Source organism: Pseudomonas rhizophila, assembly GCF_003033885.1.
In the GTDB taxonomy this organism is placed as follows: Bacteria; Pseudomonadota; Gammaproteobacteria; order Pseudomonadales; family Pseudomonadaceae; genus Aquipseudomonas; species Aquipseudomonas rhizophila.
In genome coordinates this window covers 1,190,491-1,208,409 of sequence record NZ_CP024081.1, presented here as the reverse complement: position 1 = coordinate 1,208,409, position 17,919 = coordinate 1,190,491, and the positions used below count along the sequence as shown (strand labels likewise).

At 62.4% G+C, this 17,919-nt stretch carries 17 protein-coding genes; 13 read left to right on the top strand and 4 right to left on the bottom strand.

Annotated elements, in window-relative coordinates; all coding sequences use genetic code 11:
• Positions 1-26 precede the first annotated feature (26 nt).
• Both CRX69_RS05625 and CRX69_RS05620 read right to left on the bottom strand, forming a co-directional pair.
• Positions 27-1,211: a porin gene (locus CRX69_RS05625; RefSeq protein ID WP_107321697.1), complete on the bottom strand. Its 1,185-nt coding sequence runs from the start codon at positions 1,209-1,211 to the stop codon at positions 27-29.
• Between the two features lie 282 nt (positions 1,212-1,493).
• Positions 1,494-2,768, bottom strand: a complete 1,275-nt coding sequence (locus CRX69_RS05620; RefSeq protein WP_047228989.1) for a glucarate dehydratase family protein — start codon at positions 2,766-2,768, stop codon at positions 1,494-1,496.
• A gap of 107 nt (positions 2,769-2,875) precedes the next feature.
• Here CRX69_RS05620 and CRX69_RS05615 point away from each other — a divergent pair, with 107 nt between their 5' ends.
• Positions 2,876-3,772, top strand: coding sequence for a LysR family transcriptional regulator (locus CRX69_RS05615; protein ID WP_047228988.1), 897 nt, complete (start codon positions 2,876-2,878; stop codon positions 3,770-3,772).
• Between the two features lie 143 nt (positions 3,773-3,915).
• Positions 3,916-4,350, top strand: a complete 435-nt coding sequence (locus CRX69_RS05610) for a nuclear transport factor 2 family protein (RefSeq protein ID WP_047228987.1) — start codon at positions 3,916-3,918, stop codon at positions 4,348-4,350.
• A 95-nt stretch (positions 4,351-4,445) separates the two neighbouring features.
• Here the strand turns inward: CRX69_RS05610 and CRX69_RS05605 are convergent, their stop codons facing one another.
• Positions 4,446-5,369: a LysR family transcriptional regulator gene (locus tag CRX69_RS05605; protein ID WP_107321696.1), complete on the bottom strand. Its 924-nt coding sequence runs from the start codon at positions 5,367-5,369 to the stop codon at positions 4,446-4,448.
• 126 nt (positions 5,370-5,495) lie between these two features.
• Here CRX69_RS05605 and CRX69_RS05600 point away from each other — a divergent pair, with 126 nt between their 5' ends.
• A complete protein-coding gene (locus CRX69_RS05600; RefSeq protein ID WP_003202537.1) occupies positions 5,496-5,702 on the top strand; it encodes a tautomerase family protein in 207 nt (68 codons plus the stop codon).
• A gap of 286 nt (positions 5,703-5,988) precedes the next feature.
• Positions 5,989-6,723: an SDR family NAD(P)-dependent oxidoreductase gene (locus tag CRX69_RS05595; protein ID WP_107321695.1), complete on the top strand. Its 735-nt coding sequence runs from the start codon at positions 5,989-5,991 to the stop codon at positions 6,721-6,723.
• A gap of 51 nt (positions 6,724-6,774) precedes the next feature.
• Here the strand turns inward: CRX69_RS05595 and CRX69_RS05590 are convergent, their stop codons facing one another.
• Positions 6,775-8,916, bottom strand: coding sequence for a TonB-dependent siderophore receptor (locus CRX69_RS05590; protein ID WP_107321694.1), 2,142 nt, complete (start codon positions 8,914-8,916; stop codon positions 6,775-6,777).
• A gap of 205 nt (positions 8,917-9,121) precedes the next feature.
• Here CRX69_RS05590 and CRX69_RS05585 point away from each other — a divergent pair, with 205 nt between their 5' ends.
• The 9 genes from CRX69_RS05585 to CRX69_RS05545 all read left to right on the top strand — a co-directional run bounded on the left by CRX69_RS05585 (position 9,122) and on the right by CRX69_RS05545 (position 17,914).
• Positions 9,122-9,793, top strand: coding sequence for a GntR family transcriptional regulator (locus CRX69_RS05585; protein WP_047228982.1), 672 nt, complete (start codon positions 9,122-9,124; stop codon positions 9,791-9,793).
• Positions 9,794-9,904: 111 nt separating this feature from the next.
• Complete coding sequence (locus tag CRX69_RS05580; RefSeq protein ID WP_047228981.1) at positions 9,905-10,837, top strand: 4-hydroxyproline epimerase; 933 nt, start codon at positions 9,905-9,907, stop codon at positions 10,835-10,837.
• A complete protein-coding gene (locus CRX69_RS05575) occupies positions 10,834-11,949 on the top strand; it encodes an NAD(P)/FAD-dependent oxidoreductase (protein ID WP_107321693.1) in 1,116 nt (371 codons plus the stop codon). The genes CRX69_RS05580 and CRX69_RS05575 overlap by 4 nt, the downstream gene beginning before the upstream one ends.
• Positions 11,942-12,178 carry a 2Fe-2S iron-sulfur cluster-binding protein gene (locus tag CRX69_RS05570; protein WP_076385187.1) on the top strand — a complete coding sequence of 79 codons (237 nt, stop codon included), beginning with the start codon at positions 11,942-11,944 and terminating at the stop codon, positions 12,176-12,178. Before CRX69_RS05575 ends, CRX69_RS05570 begins: the two co-directional genes overlap by 8 nt.
• Positions 12,175-13,431 carry an NAD(P)/FAD-dependent oxidoreductase gene (locus CRX69_RS05565; protein ID WP_107321692.1) on the top strand — a complete coding sequence of 419 codons (1,257 nt, stop codon included), beginning with the start codon at positions 12,175-12,177 and terminating at the stop codon, positions 13,429-13,431. Before CRX69_RS05570 ends, CRX69_RS05565 begins: the two co-directional genes overlap by 4 nt.
• 236 nt (positions 13,432-13,667) lie before the next feature.
• On the top strand, positions 13,668-14,417 hold the full coding sequence (locus tag CRX69_RS05560; RefSeq protein WP_076385191.1) for an AraC family transcriptional regulator: 750 nt from the start codon (positions 13,668-13,670) through the stop codon (positions 14,415-14,417).
• Positions 14,418-14,649: 232 nt separating this feature from the next.
• A complete protein-coding gene (locus CRX69_RS05555) occupies positions 14,650-15,468 on the top strand; it encodes an ABC transporter substrate-binding protein (protein ID WP_107321691.1) in 819 nt (272 codons plus the stop codon).
• Between the two features lie 10 nt (positions 15,469-15,478).
• On the top strand, positions 15,479-17,245 hold the full coding sequence (lhpI, locus tag CRX69_RS05550; RefSeq protein ID WP_107321690.1) for a cis-3-hydroxy-L-proline dehydratase: 1,767 nt from the start codon (positions 15,479-15,481) through the stop codon (positions 17,243-17,245).
• 3 nt (positions 17,246-17,248) lie between these two features.
• Entirely contained in the window at positions 17,249-17,914 is a 666-nt protein-coding gene (locus CRX69_RS05545) for an amino acid ABC transporter permease (protein WP_047228974.1), read from the top strand.
• Positions 17,915-17,919: the final 5 nt, after the last annotated feature.

The window sequence follows — 17,919 nt, the reverse complement described above, 5'->3', positions numbered from 1 at the left end:
TGTGCATTGCTCCCGATGGATCCTCTTTACCAGGTCAACACCGCCCCCACCGCAAAGGTGTCGGTGTCTTCGTTCTGGGCGCTGGTGTCATGGCCGTTGATTTCGAACTGGTTGTATTCGGCCACGAGCTTGAGGTTGTCGTTGACGTCATGGAACAGCGCTATGCCACGGGTTTCATAGTCGGCGCCGCTGCCCACCACGCCATTGCCGTCGTCCTCGGTCTTGCCGTAGGACAGCGCCAGGCGGTTCTTGCCCAGTTTGTAGGAGCCCTGCAACAGGTAGCCGGTACTGTCGACATTGCGCAACGTCGCTTCGCCGGCGTTGTTGGTGAAGAACGGGTTGATACCCTTGGCCTGGAACCCGGAACCGGTGAGCGACAGGCCGCCCATCTTCGCCTGTACGCCATAGCCCAGGCCTTTGGAGGTCACTGAATCGACCGTGGTGTCGGTGTTGTCCGAGGTCTGGTAGCTGCCGTTGAGCCAGCTGTAGATCTTCGCCCCACCCAGGTCGAACTGGTAGGTCACCTCACTTTCAGTACGCGGATTTTCCTGGTAGGCCTTGCCGGTGGCGCTGCTGTCGTTGGTGTCTACCGGGTCCATGATGCCCACCGCCACCCGCAGCCCATCCATCACCGGCGTGCGGTAAGTGATCTGCGAAGTCGGGAACGGATATGGGTAGCCGCTGCCGATGTTGCCGAACGACACCCCGCCGCCGTCCACCAACCCGAGGGTATCGCTGACCTGCCCGTAACCGGCCAGCAACTCGTCCAGCAGAATGTTGGAACGGGCGAACAGACCGAAGTCCTTGCCGACCAGCACTTCACCCCACTGCGGATTGGCGACGGTGCCGTAGAACTGCCGCACGTCGATGGCGGTGTCGGTGCCGTTGGTTTCGCTGTCGTTGATGGTCACCCAGAACGAGGCACGGGCGCCAAGCTTGAGGTCATCGACCTGCTTGCCCATGTTGAAGCCCAGGTAGTTGGGCAAGAAGCCCATCTTGACCCGCGCCTGCCGACGGTCGAACTGCTCCCCTGCCCGGTCAACATCGCTGTTGACGTAAAAGGCGTTGATATAGCCGTCGGTGGAAAAGGTGGTCTGGTCCTTGTCGTACAGCATGATTTCAGCCTGGGCCCACGACGTCAGGCCAAGGGTCGAAAGGCCGGCGATGACCGCAGGCAAAAAACGGTGGCGAGTATTTTTATTGTTGTGCATGGCGCGCTCCGCAACATGAGACGGGATGTCGGAGGCGATTATCGAAAGGCGACAGGCCGCGTCATACGCTGCCTTGGAGGCAATTGGCGGATGCTTTGGAGGCGCCGGCCCGGCGCGGCAGTTTGGGTGTAAGACTGCGATGTGACGGAGGGGCAATACTTAGGGCCTAACCCTGAAACTAAGGTGGGAGCGAGCCTGCTCGCGATGGCGGTGTGTCAGCCACCCTAAATGCTGCTGACCCAACGCCATCGCGAGCAGGCTCGCTCCCACAGGATCCTTGACTCAGAACCTCGGTTTGACGGTTTTCCAGTCCGGCTTGTAGCGCTGCATCTGCCGCACATCGTCGCGCTGGCGGATGCCGCAACTGAGGAACTGCTCATGCAGCTTGCCCAGTTGATCGCGGTCCAGCTCCAGTCCAAGCCCCGGCGCACGGGTGATTTTCACGCAACCATCGACAATCGGCAGCTTGCCGCCCTTGATCACCTCTTCATCCGGTTCCTGCCACGGGTAATGGGTGTCACAGGCGTAATCCAGGTTCGGCACCGAAGCCGCGACGTGGGCCATGGCCATCAGGCTGATGCCCAGGTGGGAGTTCGAATGCATCGACACGCCCAGGCCAAAGGTGTCGCACATTTTCGCCAGCGCCTGGGTGTCTCGCAGCCCGCCCCAGTAATGATGGTCGGCCAAGACGATCTGCACGCTGTTCAGCGCCACGCTGCGACGGAACTCGTCGAAATCGGTGACCACCATATTGGTCGCCAGCGGCAGGCCCGTGCGCTTGTGCAGTTCGGCCATGCCTTCGAGCCCTGGTGTAGGGTCTTCGTAATATTGCAGGTCATCGCCCAGCAGCTCGGCCATGCGAATGGAGGTTTCCAGCGACCAGTTACCATTGGGATCGATGCGCAGCGGGTAGCCGGGAAACGCCTGCTTCAACGCCTTGATGCAGGAAACCTCGTGTTCCGGCTCCAGGGTGCCAGCCTTGAGCTTGATACTCTTGAAGCCGTAGTCCTGGATCATGCGCCGGGCCTGGGCGACGATCTGCTGTTCGTTGAGCGCCTCGCCCCAGCTGTCCGGCGGATACGGCGAATCGACGTGCTCGGCGTACTTGAAAAACAGATAGGCGCTGAACGGGATCTCATCCCGAATCGCCCCGCCCAGCAGATCCACCAGCGGCACGTTCAGGTAATGGGCTTGCAGGTCCAGGCAGGCCACTTCAAACGCTGAGTAAGCATTGCTCACCGCCTTGCTCGCATGGGAACCCGGCGCCAGTTCCGCACCGGCAACGCTGGCGGGCCGGTGGGCGGCCACGGTGGCCTGGACGATGGCCCGCAACTGGTTGAGGTTGAACGGGTCGAGCCCGATCAACTGGCTTTGCAATTGCTGCTGGATCGCCAGGGCCGGCGCATCGCCGTAACTCTCGCCCAGGCCGATGTACCCGTTGTCGCTCTCGATCTCGATGATCGAACGCAATGCGTAGGGCTCATGAATGCCGCTGGCGTTGAGCAGCGGCGGATCGCGAAAGGCGATGGGTGTGACGGTGACGCGGGTGATCTTCATGCAGCGGCTCCGATCATTGTTTTTGTAGAGGACGGGTCGATGATGGACGGTGGGTATTGTTCCCGTCTAATCTAACTTGGCACTTGATTGATACCTGGATCGAATCAATGTTTGAACTGGCCCAACTACGCTGCTTCACCACGGTGGCGACCGAACTCAACTTCCGTCGCGCCGCCGAACGTCTGAACATGACCCAGCCTCCGCTGAGTCGGCAGATCCAGTTGCTGGAACATCACCTGGGTGTCGAACTGTTCACCCGCAGCACTCGCAGCGTGGCGCTCACCGCCGCCGGACGGGCGTTTTTCATCGAAGCGCAGAACCTGCTGGAGCAGGCGCAACAAGCCGCCGTGGCCGCCAAGCGGTTTGCCCAGGGCGACATCGGCTCAGTCACCATCAGCTTCGTCGGCAGCGCGGTGTATGAGTTTCTACCCAAAGTCATCGCCGAAGCCCGCTTGAAGCAACCCCAGGTAAAAATCGTTCTGTCGGAGATGAACACCTACCAGCAACACGAGGCCCTGCGCGCTCGCCGCATCGACCTGGGGATCGTCCGCTCGCCACTGCTGGAAACCGGCTACGCCACCGAGTGCCTCGTGCGCGAACCGTTCGTCCTGGCCGTGCCCGTCGGGCATCCGCTGGCCAGCGCCGATTCGGTGGGCGTCGAAGATCTCGACGGTGAACCCTTCCTGATGTACTCCCACTCCGCCTACCCACCTTTCAACGAACTGCTCACCGGCATGCTGCGCTCGGCCCGCGTTGCACCGCAGTTCGTGCAATGGCTGGGTTCCTCACTGACGATCCTGGCGCTGGTTAACGCCGGCATGGGTCTGGCACTGGTGCCCCGGTGTGCCACCAGCGTGGTGTTCAGGCAGGTGGTGTTTCGTGAGATCGATCTGGGTGAAGGGGTACAAAGCGAGTTGCACCTGGTATGGCGCCAGGACAATGACAACCCGGCGTTTGCCATGTTGCTGGAGGGCATTCGCGGGGCCGTTCGCGAGGGTCTCTGAATCTGAAGCCCACCGATGTCGCCCTCCGCAGTGACCAAACTTGACGACCTATTCCCGTCACCCCAAACAAGTTGTACGATGACAGACGAGATCAGCCGAAAACGCTAATCCGCTCCGATACCTACAAAAATAAGGAAATACCCATGAAAAAAGCCACATTGGTCATCAGCTTTCTGTGCCTGTTCAGCGGCTACGTCGCGGCTGCCTCTTCATCGGCCGAGCAGGAAGTGGCCCAGGCCGTCGACCATCTGACCCAAGCCATGCTGCACAAAGACATCCCACAACTCCAGGCACTGGCCGCCGAAAACCTGACCTACGGGCACTCCAGCGGGAAGATTCAGGACAAGAAAGCCTTCATTGCCGACATCGAAACCGGCAAGAGCGCGTTCAAGACCCTGGAGATGAAGGATCAGAAAATCACCCTGTCAGGCGATGTGGCCCTGGTGCGTCACCACTTCTCCGCGCAAGCGCTCAAAGGCACCGAAGTGGTTCCGACGGAAATTGAGAACTTTCAGATCTGGCAGAAGCAGAAGAATGGCAAGTGGCTGCTGATTGGGCGGCAGGCGTTTCGGTTCTGAGCTAAAAATCTCCGTGGGCGCCGTTAGTTAACTTGAAGCGGCAGGGATTCAATGTGGCGAGGGGATTTATCCCCTCGCCACAGGTCACCGTTACTTCAATCCGCCGCCCACTGCTCCCGGTACTGCAGCAGGAAATCGACAAAGGCGCGCACCCGCTGCGGCACGTACCGACCGTGGGGATACAGCAAGGTGAACGGACGTGAGCGCCCCGCGAAAGGCGCAAGTACCTCCACCAATTGCCCGTTGGCCAGCTCCTGCTCCACGATGAATTTGTAGGTCTGGAACAAGCCGGCGCCATGTTTGGCCAGCGTCACGCCGCCGAGCACATCGTCCGAACAGCAATACCCTCCTTCGCCGAACACCTCCTTTTCCTTGCCGTCGACATTGAACAACCAGGAAATCCGCCGGCCGCTGCTGGGCAATTCGAACTGGATGCACTCATGGTCGTCCAGATCTTCAAGGACCTGCGGCGTGCCGGCCTTGCGCAAGTAATCCGGGGACGCGACCACCACCAATTTCGCGTCTTCCAGCAGTCGGGCGATCATCGATGAGTCGGGTTGTGCTCGCACCCGGATGGCGAGGTCATAACCTTCGGCAACGAAGTCGATGTTTCGGTTGCTCAGGTGCAGGTCCACCGTCACTTGCGGGTACAGCGCCCGAAAGGCCGGCAGCAAGGGCAGGATGCGGTGATGACCATAGGTGGTGGGCAGGCTGATGCGCAGTTGCCCGGACGGCACCGATTGCGCGCCCATCATCTCCTGTTGCGCCTCCACCAGTTGCGTCAGCGCTTGCCGGCATTGCTCGAAATAGGTCTTGCCGGCTTCCGTCAGCCGAATGCTGCGTGTGGTGCGCACGAAAAGACGCGAACCCAGGCGCTCCTCCAGACGAAAAATCGAGCGACTCACCGCCGCCGGAGTCACACCGGCAAGCTGCGCCGCCGCAGTGAAACTCCCTGCCTCCGCCGCCAGGCAGAACAGTTCTATGCTGCCCAACTGCAGGTCTTCGAAATGACGCTTCATGATTCGTTACACCGCGTATCAACTGAAAGTTCCAGACACCTGTTTATCAGCCGCAGGCGTATAAATATAGTGGCCCCCGTGGCGCGGGAACCTCCTGCGCTCATTTCTCATCAGCAGGAGTGCATCATGCCTTTCGTCAATGTGCGTATAACCCGCGACGGCGTCACTCGCGAACAGAAAGCCCAGGTCATTTCCGAGATCACCGAAACCCTGCAGCGGGTGCTGGGCAAGGACCCGCACTTGACCCACATCGTGATCGAGGAAGTCGACACCGATAACTGGGGTTACGCGGGTATGACGACGACGCAATACCGAAGCTTGCCCAAAGAGTGACGGTTCTACCTTCCCGAGCCCGGTCCAACTGACCGGGCTTTTTTGTGCCTGATGATTAACCCTGTGGGAGCGAGCCTGCTCGCGATGGCGATGGACCCGTCACATTGATGTTGGCTGGAATACCGTCATCGCGAGCAGGCTCGCTCCCACATTGAATTAATTACATGACGTATCAACTCAAGTACCAGCCCCCGCATTTATCAAACCCAAGCGCATCAATACCCTGATCTCAACCACCGCCAACATCGGCGCAACGGTTTCAATTCAATTGATCAGGAGTCCAATCATGAGCCTCAACAAAACCGTCATCATCACCGGCGCCTCCAGTGGCATCGGCCTGGGTCTGGTCCAGGCGTTCCTGGATCGGGGCTATAACGTGGTGGGCAATGCCCGCTCTCAGTCCGGCCTGGACAGCGCGGCGCAACAGCTCAGCCATCCGGCGAACTTCATTGGCGTGGCCGGTGATATCGCTGACCCGGCGACTTCAACCCGTCTCATCAACAAAGCCATCGAAACCTTCGGGGCCGTGGACGGGCTGGTGAACAACGCCGGCTTCTTCCTGCCAAAACCTTTCATCGAATACAGCCCCCAGGACCTGGAAGCGCTGCTGGACACCAACCTCAAGGGTCTGGTCTACGCCAGCCAGGCGGCTGCCGCACACATGATCGGTCGTCAGCAGGGTTTCATCATCAACATCTCCGCCGCCGTGGCCCTGCAACCGAACATCCAGGTGCCGGCGGCGCTGCCGGTGTTGATCAAAGGCGGGGTCAACCAGATGACCCGTGCCCTGGCGCTGGAGCTTTCGCCGCACAACATCAAGGTCAACGCGGTCGCCCCCGGCATCATCGACACGCCCATGCATGACCCGGCGCACCGCGACTTCCTCAACAACCTGGCCCCGTCCGGTCGCGTCGGTACCATCGAGGAAATTGCCGAGGCCGTGTTGTACCTGGCGGGCGCTGATTTCACGACCGGCGCGATACTGCCGGTAGACGGCGGGATGAGCACGGGCAAGTGGTAAAAAGAAAAACCCCGCAGGCACAACCTCCGGGGTTTTCATGACGCCTGGAGTTCAGAGCGTATAGGAGATGCCGGCCTGCACGGTTCGCGGTGCACCTGGGTAGGCATAGACGTTACCGAAAGCGCCTTCTTCGTAGTCGGCGTCGAACAGGTTCTTCAGGTCCAGGTTGAGGCGGATCCGCTCGTTGACCTTGTAGTAGCCGAGCAGGTCCACCACCGTGTAGCTGTCCATGGAGAACGCAGTCGCCGCCGTCTGGCCGGCCCGTTCATCCACATACTTGGCGCCTAGTCCCAGGCCCAGCCCTTTGAGGCCGCCATCCTGGAACTCATAGACGTTCAACAGGCTGAAGGTGTTTTTGGGCACGTTGAGCAAGCGGGTGCCGGACGGGATATTGATGTCCTTGGTCACTTCGGCATCCACATACGCGTAACCACCAATCACGCGCCACTCCGGCGTCAAATTGCCCGCCACGTTCAGGTCAAAACCACGGCTGCGCACTTCGCCAGCGGCCACGCTGAAGGTGGAATCCACTGGGTCAGTGGTGAGCACATTACGTTTTTCGATCTGGTACACCGCCGCATCGACACTCAACTGACGATCCAAGGCTTCCCACTTGATCCCCATCTCATAAGACTTGCCCTCTTCCGGCTTGAACCCGCCGCCTTCGCGACTGGCACCGTTGTTGGGTTTGAACGAGCGCGCGGTATTGGCATAGACAGCCACGGTGTCGGTCAAATCGTAGATCACACCCAGGCGCGGGGTGACCGCGCTGTCGGTGACGTCCCAGTTCCGACTACCAGGCGGGGTCTGAGGGACGAAACTCTCGTACTGATGCTCAAACCGCTCAAAACGTGCCCCGGCCAACAGCTTCAAGCGCTCAGTCAGCGCCACCTGATCCTGCACGAATACGCCAAACGTCTTGAGGTTTTCCTGATCATCGGTGGGCGTGCGTGTCAGCGCCGGGCGTGGCTGGCCATACACCGGATCGAAGATATCGATCGGATAAGCACTGCTCCCCGCGGCGGAACGTTTGATGATGGACTGGTAGTCGTAATCTTCATACTCGATGCCGGTCAACAGCGTGTGCTCGAACCCGCCAGTGGAAAAATGCCCGGTGAGGTTGAGTTGGGTGTCCCGGTCAGTCCACTCCAGCTTGCGATAGTTGAAATTGCGCCCCAGGGTACGCCCGTCGGCGGCGATACCGTTGCCTTCCACCGCGTTGCCCTGCAGGGTGCCGTCCAGCCATTGGGTACCGCCGGCCAAGGTCCAGTCGTCGTTGAGCATGTGCTCGAAACGCACCTGCAGCATGTTGTTGTCGTTGTGCAACTTGCCGGCGTCTTTTTCGCCGAAGAACGTATCGCGCGAGGCGGTGCCGCGCTGACCGGCGTAATGGGTCAGGCCACGGTCCAGCGGCGCATTGTTGCGCATGAAGTCGCCTTCGAAGGTCAGGCGCGTGGTGTCGTTGACCTGCCAGGTCACCACCGGCGCAATGCCGTAGCGTTCGGTCTCGACGTGGTCACGGAACGTATCGCCGCCCTCGCCGATCACGTTCAGGCGATACGCCAGGCGCCCTTCTTCGTCCAGCGGGCCTGAGGCATCCAGAGTCCCGCGACGCATGCCCTGGTCGCTGACCTGGCTGCCCAGGGTCACAGTGCGTTCGGCCAATGGCTGCTTGGACACCACGTTGAAGGTGCCGCCTGGATCGCCGCGACCGTACAACATCGTCGCCGGGCCGCGCAGCACTTCCAGGCGCTCGATGGTGTTGGCATCTGGCATGTTCGGGTAACCGCGGTTGATCGGGAAACCGTTGCGGTAGAACTCGCCCGTGGTAAAGCCACGGACCGTGAACGTGGTCAGGCCCTGGCCACCGAAGTTGTTCGCCCTGCCGACCCCGCCGGCGTAATCGAGCGCGTCTTGCAGCCGGGTGGCGCTGAGGTCTTCCACCACGTCGCGCGAAACCACGGAAATCGACTGTGGGGTTTCATGAATCGCGGTGTCGGTACGTGTCGCGCTGGCCGAACGGGTCGCGTGGTATCCCTTGACGGGCCCCTGCGCGGACTCGATATCCGAAAGACCCACGATGTCCGTGGCTTGCAGTTCCACCGGTGCGGAGGTTGCGGCCATGGGCTCGTCTGCCCACGTGGATACGGAATAAGCCTGGAGCACACACAGTGAAACGAGAATCCGACGCATCGATGCACAATCCTAACGAAAATACGTCAGCCCCCCAGAGGCCGACAAGAATGTGTCGCGAAAGATACAGCAACTCATTCTTGTTTGACACAAATTCCCATTCACAACCTAGCAAAATACCCCTTCCTGGCACGTGCCAACTGCACAACGCGACTGCTGGCAAAGTCGTATACCATATCCCCAACCAAGCCAAACGACCGCCGCCGTGACCTTATCCAAGTTCAATCTGCCTGATCTGGGCAACACCCCTTCCACTTCGGAAATCATCACCCGTCATCTGCGCGAAGCCATCGTGGCCGGGCATTTTGCCGAGGACGAACCCATTCGCCAGGACGACATCGCCCGGCAGTTCAACGTCAGCAAAATTCCCGTGCGCGAAGCCCTCAAGCGCCTGGAAGCCGAGGGGCTGGTGATGTTCCAGCGCAATCGCGGGGCGATGGTCACGCGCATTTCCGAGGCGGAGCTGGCGCAGATGTTCGAGGTGCGGATGCTGCTGGAAGACAAAGTGCTGCGTCTGGCGATTCCCAACATGACCGAAGAGACCTTCGTCCGCGCCGAGAGCATCTGCCGTGAGTTCATCGGTGAAGACGACGTGGGTCGTTGGGCTGAACTGAACTGGCAATTGCATGCCTGTCTCTACGAGCCGGCGCAACGCCCCTTTCTGGTGGGTTTGATCCGCTCGGTGCACGACAAGCTGGAGCGCTACCTGCGCATGCAGATGAGCCTTTCGGCCGGCAAGGAACGCGCCGACCACGAGCACCGGGAAATTCTTGCGGCCTGCCGCGCCGGTGATGTGGAGCGGGCGGTGAAGTTACTGGACGAACACATCGCCGGCGTTTGCAAGACGCTGTTCGAGTTCCTGCCTTCGAGCCATTGATGCGCCGCTGCTGTGCCGATTTCGTCATGAGTGACAGATAAATCCATCAAGCCGTCCCCCCCCAGCGCGGGCCACGCTTGCCGTCACTCATCTGAACGGACGTGGCCCCCCATGAAACGCATTACCGTGATCGATTCCCATACCGGCGGCGAACCGACCCGTCTGGTCACCGACGGTTTTCCCGACCTGGGCCAAGGCAGCATGGCCGAGCGCCGCCAGCGTCTAGCGACACAGCATGACGCCTGGCGCACCGCCTGCGTGCTGGAACCACGGGGCAGCGATGTGCTGGTGGGGGCGCTGCTCTGTGAGCCGCAGGACCCGAGCGCCTGTGCCGGGGTGATCTTCTTCAACAACAGCGGCTACCTGGGCATGTGCGGCCACGGCACCATCGGCCTGGTGACGTCACTGGCACACCTGGGCAAGATCGGCCCTGGCGTGCACACCGTCGAAACCCCGGTGGGCACGGTGCAAGCGACCTTGCATGAGGACCGTTCGGTCAGCGTACGCAATGTGCCGGCCTACCGTTACCGCAAGGCCCTGAGCCTGGAGGTGCCCGGTATCGGCCCGGTGGTGGGCGATGTGGCCTGGGGCGGCAACTGGTTTTTCCTGATCGCTGACCATGGCCAGCGCGTGGCGGGCGACAACCTCGACGCGTTGACCGCCTATACCTACGCCGTGCAGCAGGCCTTGGAACAGCAAGGTCTGCGGGGTGAGGACGGGGGCCTGATCGATCACATCGAACTGTTCGCCGATGACCCGCACGCCGACAGCCGCAACTTCGTGCTCTGCCCCGGCAAGGCGTATGACCGCTCCCCATGCGGCACCGGCACCAGCGCCAAACTGGCGTGCCTGGCCGCTGACGGAAAACTGCAACCCGGGCAGATCTGGCGCCAGGCCAGTGTCATTGGCAGTGAATTCGAAGGCTCCTATGAGTTCGACGGCGAGCGCATCGTGCCGACCATTCGCGGCCGCGCCTACATCAGCGCCGAAACCACGCTGGTCATTGAGCCGGATGATCCGTTCGCCTGGGGCATCGTCCCGTGAACGCCGGCCACGTCGCCGATGTGATCATCATCGGTGCCGGCATCATCGGCGCCGCCTGCGCCCGGACGTTGGCCCGGCGAGGCTTGAAGGTCCTGGTACTCGATGCCGGTTGGCACGGCGCCACGGCTGCCGGCATGGGCCACTTGCTGGTGCTGGACGACAACCCGGCGGAACTGGCCCTCAGTCAATATTCCCTGCAGCGCTGGCGCCAGTTGGCCCCGGCCCTGCCCGACGCCTGTGCCTGGCGCAACAACGGCACCCTGTGGCTGGCGGCCAATGCCGAGGAAATGGCCGTTGCCCATAGCAAGTACCTGAACCTGCTGGCTCATGGCGAAGACTGCGAGCTGATCGGGCGTGCGGCCCTGCAGCAGCGTGAGCCGCAACTGCGCGAAGGCCTGGAGGGCGGCCTGCTGATCAAGGGCGACGGGATCCTGTACGCCCCGGCTGCCGCGCGCTGGATGCTGGACGAGGCCAATATTGCTCAGCAACGCGCCCAGGCCATTGAAGTGGACGGCCATCGAGTGCGTCTTGAGGACGGTCGCTGGTTGAACGCAGAAGCGGTGATTCTCGCCAATGGCATCCAGGCCACCGAGCTGTGCCCGGAGTTGCCGATCGAAGCCAAGAAGGGCCATTTGTTGATCACCGATCGTTACCCCGCCACCATCTCCCACACCCTGGTGGAGCTGGGGTATGTCACCAGCGCTCACAACGCCAGCGGTCCATCGGTGGCGTGCAATATCCAGCCGCGTCCGACCGGGCAGCTGTTCATCGGTGCCTCGCGACAGTTCGGCACCGTCGACCCGCAAGTGGAAGGCTGGATGCTGGCAAAGATGCTCAAGCGTGCTGTCGACTACATGCCAGGCCTGGCACACCTCAACGGCATCCGCGCCTGGACCGGTTTTCGCGCCGCCAGCCCCGACGGCCTGCCGCTGGTGGGGCAACATCCGCAACGCCCTGGCCTGTGGCTGGCGGTGGGTCACGAAGGCCTGGGCGTGACGACGGCACCCGCGACGGCCGATCTGTTGGCCGCGCAACTGTTCAACGAAACCTCGCCGCTGGCGACGCAACCGTACCTGCCACAGCGTTTTCTGGGAGAACCGGCCCATGCCTGATCTGTTTCTCGATGGTCGCCCGCTCACTGTCGTCAGCGGCACCAGCGTCGCCGCCGCCCTTGCCCTGGGAGCCGACGGTTGCGGCCGCACTTCGGTCAGCGGCCAGCGCCGCGCGCCTCTGTGCGGCATGGGCATTTGCCAGGAATGCCGGGTGATGATCGATGGCCATCGACGCCTGGCCTGCCAGACGCTATGCCGCGATGGCATGCAGGTGCAAACACGACCATGAACGAAACCACCGACCTGTTGATCATCGGCGCCGGCCCCGCCGGCATGGCTGCCGCCCTGGCCGCGGCAAGCAGCGGCATGCGCATTGTGCTGCTGGACGATAATCCATTGCCGGGCGGGCAGATCTGGCGCGACGGCCCCCAAGCTCACCTCCCCGCCGAGGCCCGACGTCTGCGCAACTCATTACAGGCCTGCGCCAATGTGCGCTGCCACGCCGGCACCCGCGTCATCGCCTGCGCCGCCGATAAAACCCTGCTGGTGGAAGATGCCGAGCGCGGCTGGCAGATCACCTACCAGCGCTTGATCCTGTGCACCGGCGCGCGCGAACTGCTGCTGCCCTTCCCCGGCTGGACGCTGCCGGGGGTGATCGCCGTCGGTGGTTTACAAGCATTGATCAAGAGTGGCCTGCCAGTGCGCGGCGAACGGCTGGTGATCGCCGGCAGCGGTCCGTTGCTGCTGGCCAGCGCCGCCACCGCCAAACATCAAGGGGCGCAGGTACTGCGGATCGCCGAGCAGGCCAGTCGTGGCGCCGTCGCTGGTTTCGCCGCGCAGTTGCCGCGCTGGCCGGGCAAGTTTTTGCAGTCGTTCAGCCTTTTCGATCCACACTACCGCACCGGCACGCATGTGCTGGAGGCCCTGGGTCGCGAGCGGCTTGAGGGCGTGCGCTTGCTGCAACAGGGCAAGACACTTGAACTGGCCTGCGACCGTCTTGCCTGTGGGTTCGGGCTCATTCCCAATACTCAGCTCGGCCAGGCCTTGGGCTGTGGTCTTGAAGGCCAGGCGCTAGCTGTTGACGCCTGGCAAGCGACCACCCGCCACGACCATTACGCCGCCGGTGAATGCACCGGTTTCGGTGGCAGCGAACTGGCGCTGGTGGAAGGCGCCATCGCCGGCCACAGCGCCGTTGGCAATAGTGTCGCCGCTCAACGCTTGTGGCCTCGCCGGGCACGCTGGCAGGGTTTCGCCCGGGCTTTGAACAAAGCCTTCGCCCTGAACGCGCGACTCAAGACCCTCGCTCGGGACGACACGCTGGTGTGCCGCTGCGAAGACGTGCCGTATGGCGAGCTGGTCGACCACCAGGACTGGCGCGCAGCGAAACTGGCGAGCCGGTGCGGCATGGGGGCCTGCCAGGGGCGGGTCTGCGCTGCCGCGCTGGAACATCTGTTCGGCTGGCCCTCACCCACGCCGCGCCCGCCCTTCAGCCCGGCGCGGATCGAGACTTTGCTGCACCTGCAAGAAACCCCGCCCACTTGAGCCCGTGCAAGCCCAACCTGTGGGAGCGAGCCTGCTCGCGATAGCGGAGTGTCAGTCAACATCAATGCTGCTGAACCGGCGCTATCGCGAGCAGGCTCGCTCCCACAGTTGCTTCGGGTCATTCATAAAGAACTGTGCGAACCAGCGTGCGATTGCGAGGTGACAGGTCCCGTATTTTCGATTGACACTGCGCTACCGCGAGCACGCTCGCTCCCATCAGAAGGCGATGCTGGACCATGTACCCCACGCTCACTTCCTTCGCCCCCTGCGATTTACCGACCCTGCTCAACAGCCTGCAACCCATCGCGCCGTTGCTCGACACCCTGTCGGACGTGGTGTTTTTCATCAAGGACAGGCAAGCCCGCTATGCCTTCGTCAACCAGACCCTGGCCCGGCGTTGCGGCTTCAAACAAAGCGCTGACCTGCTGGGCCTCACTGCCGAGCAGGTTTTTCCCGAGCGTTTCGGCCCGCTGTACACCGAGCAGGACCGACGGGTGCTGGCCAGCGGCCGGGAACTGGCCGACCAGCTCGAACTGCACCTGTACTACGGCAACCAGCCGGTGTGGTGCCTGACCCATAAACTCGCCCTGCATGCGCCCAACGGCCAGATCGTCGGCCTGGCCGGGATTTCCCGGGACTTGCAACTGCCGCAGTCGAGTCACCCTGCGTTCCACAAACTGGCGGCGGTGGATGCCCATATCAAGCAGCACTTCGCCCACCCCATCAGCCTTGCCGACCTGACCGCCATCGCCGGGTTGTCAGTGGCGCAGTTGGAGCGCCACTGCAAGCGCATCTTCCAGCTCACGCCCCGGCAGATGATTCACAAGGCGCGGCTGGAAGAAGCCTCGCGGTTGTTACTGGACCACGACCTGCCCATCACCGAAATCGCCCTGCGCTGCGGCTACACCGATCACAGCGCGTTCAGCCGGCAGTTCCGCGCCTTGACCAGCCTTTCACCCAGCCAGTATCGCGAAAATCAGCGCTGACCGGTGTTCCCTGGTGGGGCATGGGGACCGCGATTGCTCCTATCTGTAACACCGCACGCAAGCGTTGTTCGCCGTCTGACGCAGCTCCACGTCTTTTAATGTATGCACATCAAAGCCTTACCAATGACCACTGACTCAACCTCAAACCGGCACGCTGCTTGCTTTATTTAATATCGTATACGAAATCCTCAATACGATATTTCATCCGCATTTATTCGACAGCGAGGCATTTATGAAAAACCCTGCATTGGCTGTAGCCCTGAGCGTTGCCCTCACGCCCCTTTTCATCGCCCCCGCTCACGCCGACAAACTCGACGACATCATCGGCTCCGGCAAACTGCGCTGCGCCGTGACCCTGGACTTCCCGCCCATGGGTTTTCGTGACGCTGGCAATAAACCCGCTGGTTTTGACGTGGACTATTGCCACGACCTGGCGAAAGTCCTCGGCGTGGAACCCGAAGTGGTGGAAACACCGTTCCCGGACCGGATCCCGGCGCTGGTTTCCGGCCGTGCGGACGTGATCGTTGCCTCCACCTCCGACACCCTGGAGCGGGCCAAGACCGTGGGCCTGACCGTGCCCTACTTCGCGTTTCAGATGGTGGTGCTGACCCGCGACGATACCGGTATCAACAGCTACGACGACCTCAAGGGCAAACCTCTGGGTAACACCAGCGGCACCTACGAAGCCATCGCCCTGGAAAAAGACCAGAAGAGTTGGGGCAGCGGCAGTTTCCGCGCCTACCAGTCGCAGAACGACACGCTGCTGGCCGTCGCCCAGGGCCACATCGATGCGACCGTGGTGACCAACACCGTGGCGGCCGCGACCATCAAGTCGGGCAAGTACAAGAACCTGAAAATCGCGGGCAACGCGCCCTATGTCATCGACTACGTGTCCCTTGGCGCCAAGCGCAACGAGTACGGGTTGATCAACTACCTCAACCTCTTCGTCAACCAGCAGGTGCGCACTGGCCGTTACAAGGAGCTGTTCGTCAAATGGGTGGGCACCGATATTCTGCCGGCCGACCTGGTGGTGCCGCAGGTCTACTACTGAGGATTGGAGCATGCCAAGCACGCCTACCCGTGTGACGGGCCGAAGTCTGGTGGAGGGTGCCGCCCAAGGCGCCCTGCTGTACGCCGATGTGGGCCTGAGTTTCTGGGGCGGGGTCGATCCGGCCAGCGGCGAGGTGATTGACCGCCATCATCCGTTGAGCGGCGAACGCCTGGCCGGGCGCGTGCTGGCGATTCCCAGCGGGCGTGGCTCCTGCACCGGCAGCAGCGTGCTGATGGAGCTGATCAGCAACGGCCACGCCCCTGCGGCCCTGGTGCTGGCCGAGGCCGATGAAATCCTGACCCTGGGCGTGCTGGTGGCGCAGGTAATTTTCCAGCGCTCCCTGCCGGTGGTGTGTGTCGGGCACGAGGCCTTCAAGCGGTTGCGCGGCCAGGGTTCTGTGCGCATTGAAGGCGCTCGGCTGACCTTGTCAGGTCAGCGCCCCAACGATGGCTGGCACGAGCTGGACTTTCCAACCCCCGCGCTCAGCGGTTCAACCATCAGCCTCAGCCAACAGGACCAGGCGCTGCTGGACGGCAGCCACGGCAAGGCGGCCCAGGTCGCAATGCAGATTGTATTGCGCATGGCCGATATCCAGGGCGCCACACAACTGCTGGATGTGACCCAGGCCCACATCGATGGCTGCATCTATACCGGCCCGGCCAGCCTGCGTTTTGCCGAACAACTGGTGCAATGGGGCGCGAAGGTGCGCGTGCCCACCACGCTCAATTCGATTTCCGTAGACCAGCGGCGCTGGCGGGAGCTGGGCGTCGACCCTGCCCTGGGTGAGCCAGCCAGCGCCTTGGGGGATGCCTACATGGCAATGGGGGCGCAGTTGAGTTTCACCTGTGCCCCCTACCTGCTCGACAGCGCGCCCAAGGCTGGTGAGCAGATCGTCTGGGCCGAATCCAACGCCGTGGTCTACGCCAACAGCGTGCTCGGTGCCCGCACGCAGAAGTACCCGGACTTCCTGGACATCTGCATCGCCCTCTGCGGCCGCGCGCCATTGACCGGCTGCCATCTTGACGCGCAGCGCAAAGCCGCGCTGATTATCGATGTGCCGCCGCTGGGGCCCGTGGACGACAGTTTCTATCCGCTGCTGGGTTATCACATCGGCAGCCTGACGGGCCGACGCATTCCACTGATCCGCGGCCTGGAGCACGCCGCCCCCACGCGGGACGACTTGAAAGCCTTCGGCGCCGCGTTCGCCACCACCAGCGCCGCGCCGCTGTTCCACATCGCCGGGGTGACGCCCGAGGCCCTCGACCCGGTCGATGTCCTGGAGCCGGGAGTCAGTTTGCCGCAGGACACTGTCAGCGTTGCCGGCCTGCTCGCCAGTTGGCGCGAACTCAACAGCGCCCGGCACCGCCAGGTGGACGTGGTCTCCCTGGGCAATCCGCATTTTTCCCTCAGCGAATTCGCCGCCCTGTCGGCCCTGTGCGCAGGCCGCCACAAACATCCGGAGGTGGTGCTGGCGATCACCTGTGGCCGAGCGGTACTGGAACAGGCTCGCGAAGCGGGCCATCTGCAGGCTATCGAAGCCTTCGGCGCGCTCCTGGTCACCGACACCTGCTGGTGCATGTTGGGCGAGCCGGTTATTCCGCCCGGCGCCACCACCCTGATGACCAACTCCGGCAAATACGCCCATTACGCACCGGGTCTGGTCGGTCGCGGCGTGCACTTCGCCAGCCTTGCGCAGTGCGTTGAAGCTGCGTGCAGCGCAACGGCCAGCGGTCAACCGCCGACGTGGCTGCAACCGACTGTCCATATGGGGGCCTGACCGATGTTTGACTACAGTTTCCAGTGGCGCCCGGCCTTGCGTGCCCTGCCCGACATGCTCGCCGGGGCCTGGGTCACCTTCGAGACCGCGGCGCTGTCGATGATCTTCGGCGTGCTGATCGCCCTGGTGCTGACGGTGATGCGCCAGGCCCGCCATCCGCTGCTGCGCGGCGTGGGCAATGGCTGGGTGTCGATCGCCCGCAACACGCCCTCGCTGTTCCAGATCTACATCCTCTACTTCGGCCTCGGCTCTCTCGGGCTGCACGTCAGTTCCTGGCTGGCGTTGCTGGCCGGGATCACCTTCAACAACGCCGGTTACCTGGCGGAAAACTTTCGCGGCGGCCTCAAGGCCGTGCCGAGTACCCAGATGCGCGCCGCCCGCTCCCTGGGCATGAGCGCCTGGCAAGCCTACCGGATGATCATCGTGCCGCAACTGCTGCGCATCGTGTTCTACCCGCTGACCAACCAGATGGTCTGGGCGGTGCTGATGACCTCCCTGGGTGTGGTGGTTGGCCTGAACAACGACCTGACCGGCGTCACCCAGGAATACAACGTCAAGACCTTCCGCACCTTCGAATACTTCGCCCTCGCGGCGGTGCTGTATTACCTGATCGCCAAGCTGATCGTCGGGCTGGCCCGGCTGTTGTCCTGGCGATTGTTTCGCTACTGAGGGCG

Bases quoted from the DNA above. Each gene is read 5' to 3' on its own strand.
- CRX69_RS05590 (WP_107321694.1), bottom strand. From the start codon at position 8,916: ATGCGTCGGATTCTCGTTTCACTGTGTGTGCTCCAGGCTTATTCCGTA.
- CRX69_RS05625 (WP_107321697.1), bottom strand. From the start codon at position 1,211: ATGCACAACAATAAAAATACTCGCCACCGTTTTTTGCCTGCGGTCATC.
- CRX69_RS05620 (WP_047228989.1), bottom strand. From the start codon at position 2,768: ATGAAGATCACCCGCGTCACCGTCACACCCATCGCCTTTCGCGATCCG.
- CRX69_RS05610 (WP_047228987.1), top strand. From the start codon at position 3,916: ATGAAAAAAGCCACATTGGTCATCAGCTTTCTGTGCCTGTTCAGCGGC.
- CRX69_RS05580 (WP_047228981.1), top strand. From the start codon at position 9,905: ATGAAACGCATTACCGTGATCGATTCCCATACCGGCGGCGAACCGACC.
- CRX69_RS05545 (WP_047228974.1), top strand. From the start codon at position 17,249: ATGTTTGACTACAGTTTCCAGTGGCGCCCGGCCTTGCGTGCCCTGCCC.
- CRX69_RS05560 (WP_076385191.1), top strand. From the start codon at position 13,668: ATGTACCCCACGCTCACTTCCTTCGCCCCCTGCGATTTACCGACCCTG.
- CRX69_RS05555 (WP_107321691.1), top strand. From the start codon at position 14,650: ATGAAAAACCCTGCATTGGCTGTAGCCCTGAGCGTTGCCCTCACGCCC.
- CRX69_RS05565 (WP_107321692.1), top strand. From the start codon at position 12,175: ATGAACGAAACCACCGACCTGTTGATCATCGGCGCCGGCCCCGCCGGC.
- CRX69_RS05600 (WP_003202537.1), top strand. From the start codon at position 5,496: ATGCCTTTCGTCAATGTGCGTATAACCCGCGACGGCGTCACTCGCGAA.
- lhpI (WP_107321690.1), top strand. From the start codon at position 15,479: ATGCCAAGCACGCCTACCCGTGTGACGGGCCGAAGTCTGGTGGAGGGT.
- CRX69_RS05615 (WP_047228988.1), top strand. From the start codon at position 2,876: ATGTTTGAACTGGCCCAACTACGCTGCTTCACCACGGTGGCGACCGAA.
- CRX69_RS05595 (WP_107321695.1), top strand. From the start codon at position 5,989: ATGAGCCTCAACAAAACCGTCATCATCACCGGCGCCTCCAGTGGCATC.
- CRX69_RS05570 (WP_076385187.1), top strand. From the start codon at position 11,942: ATGCCTGATCTGTTTCTCGATGGTCGCCCGCTCACTGTCGTCAGCGGC.
- CRX69_RS05605 (WP_107321696.1), bottom strand. From the start codon at position 5,369: ATGAAGCGTCATTTCGAAGACCTGCAGTTGGGCAGCATAGAACTGTTC.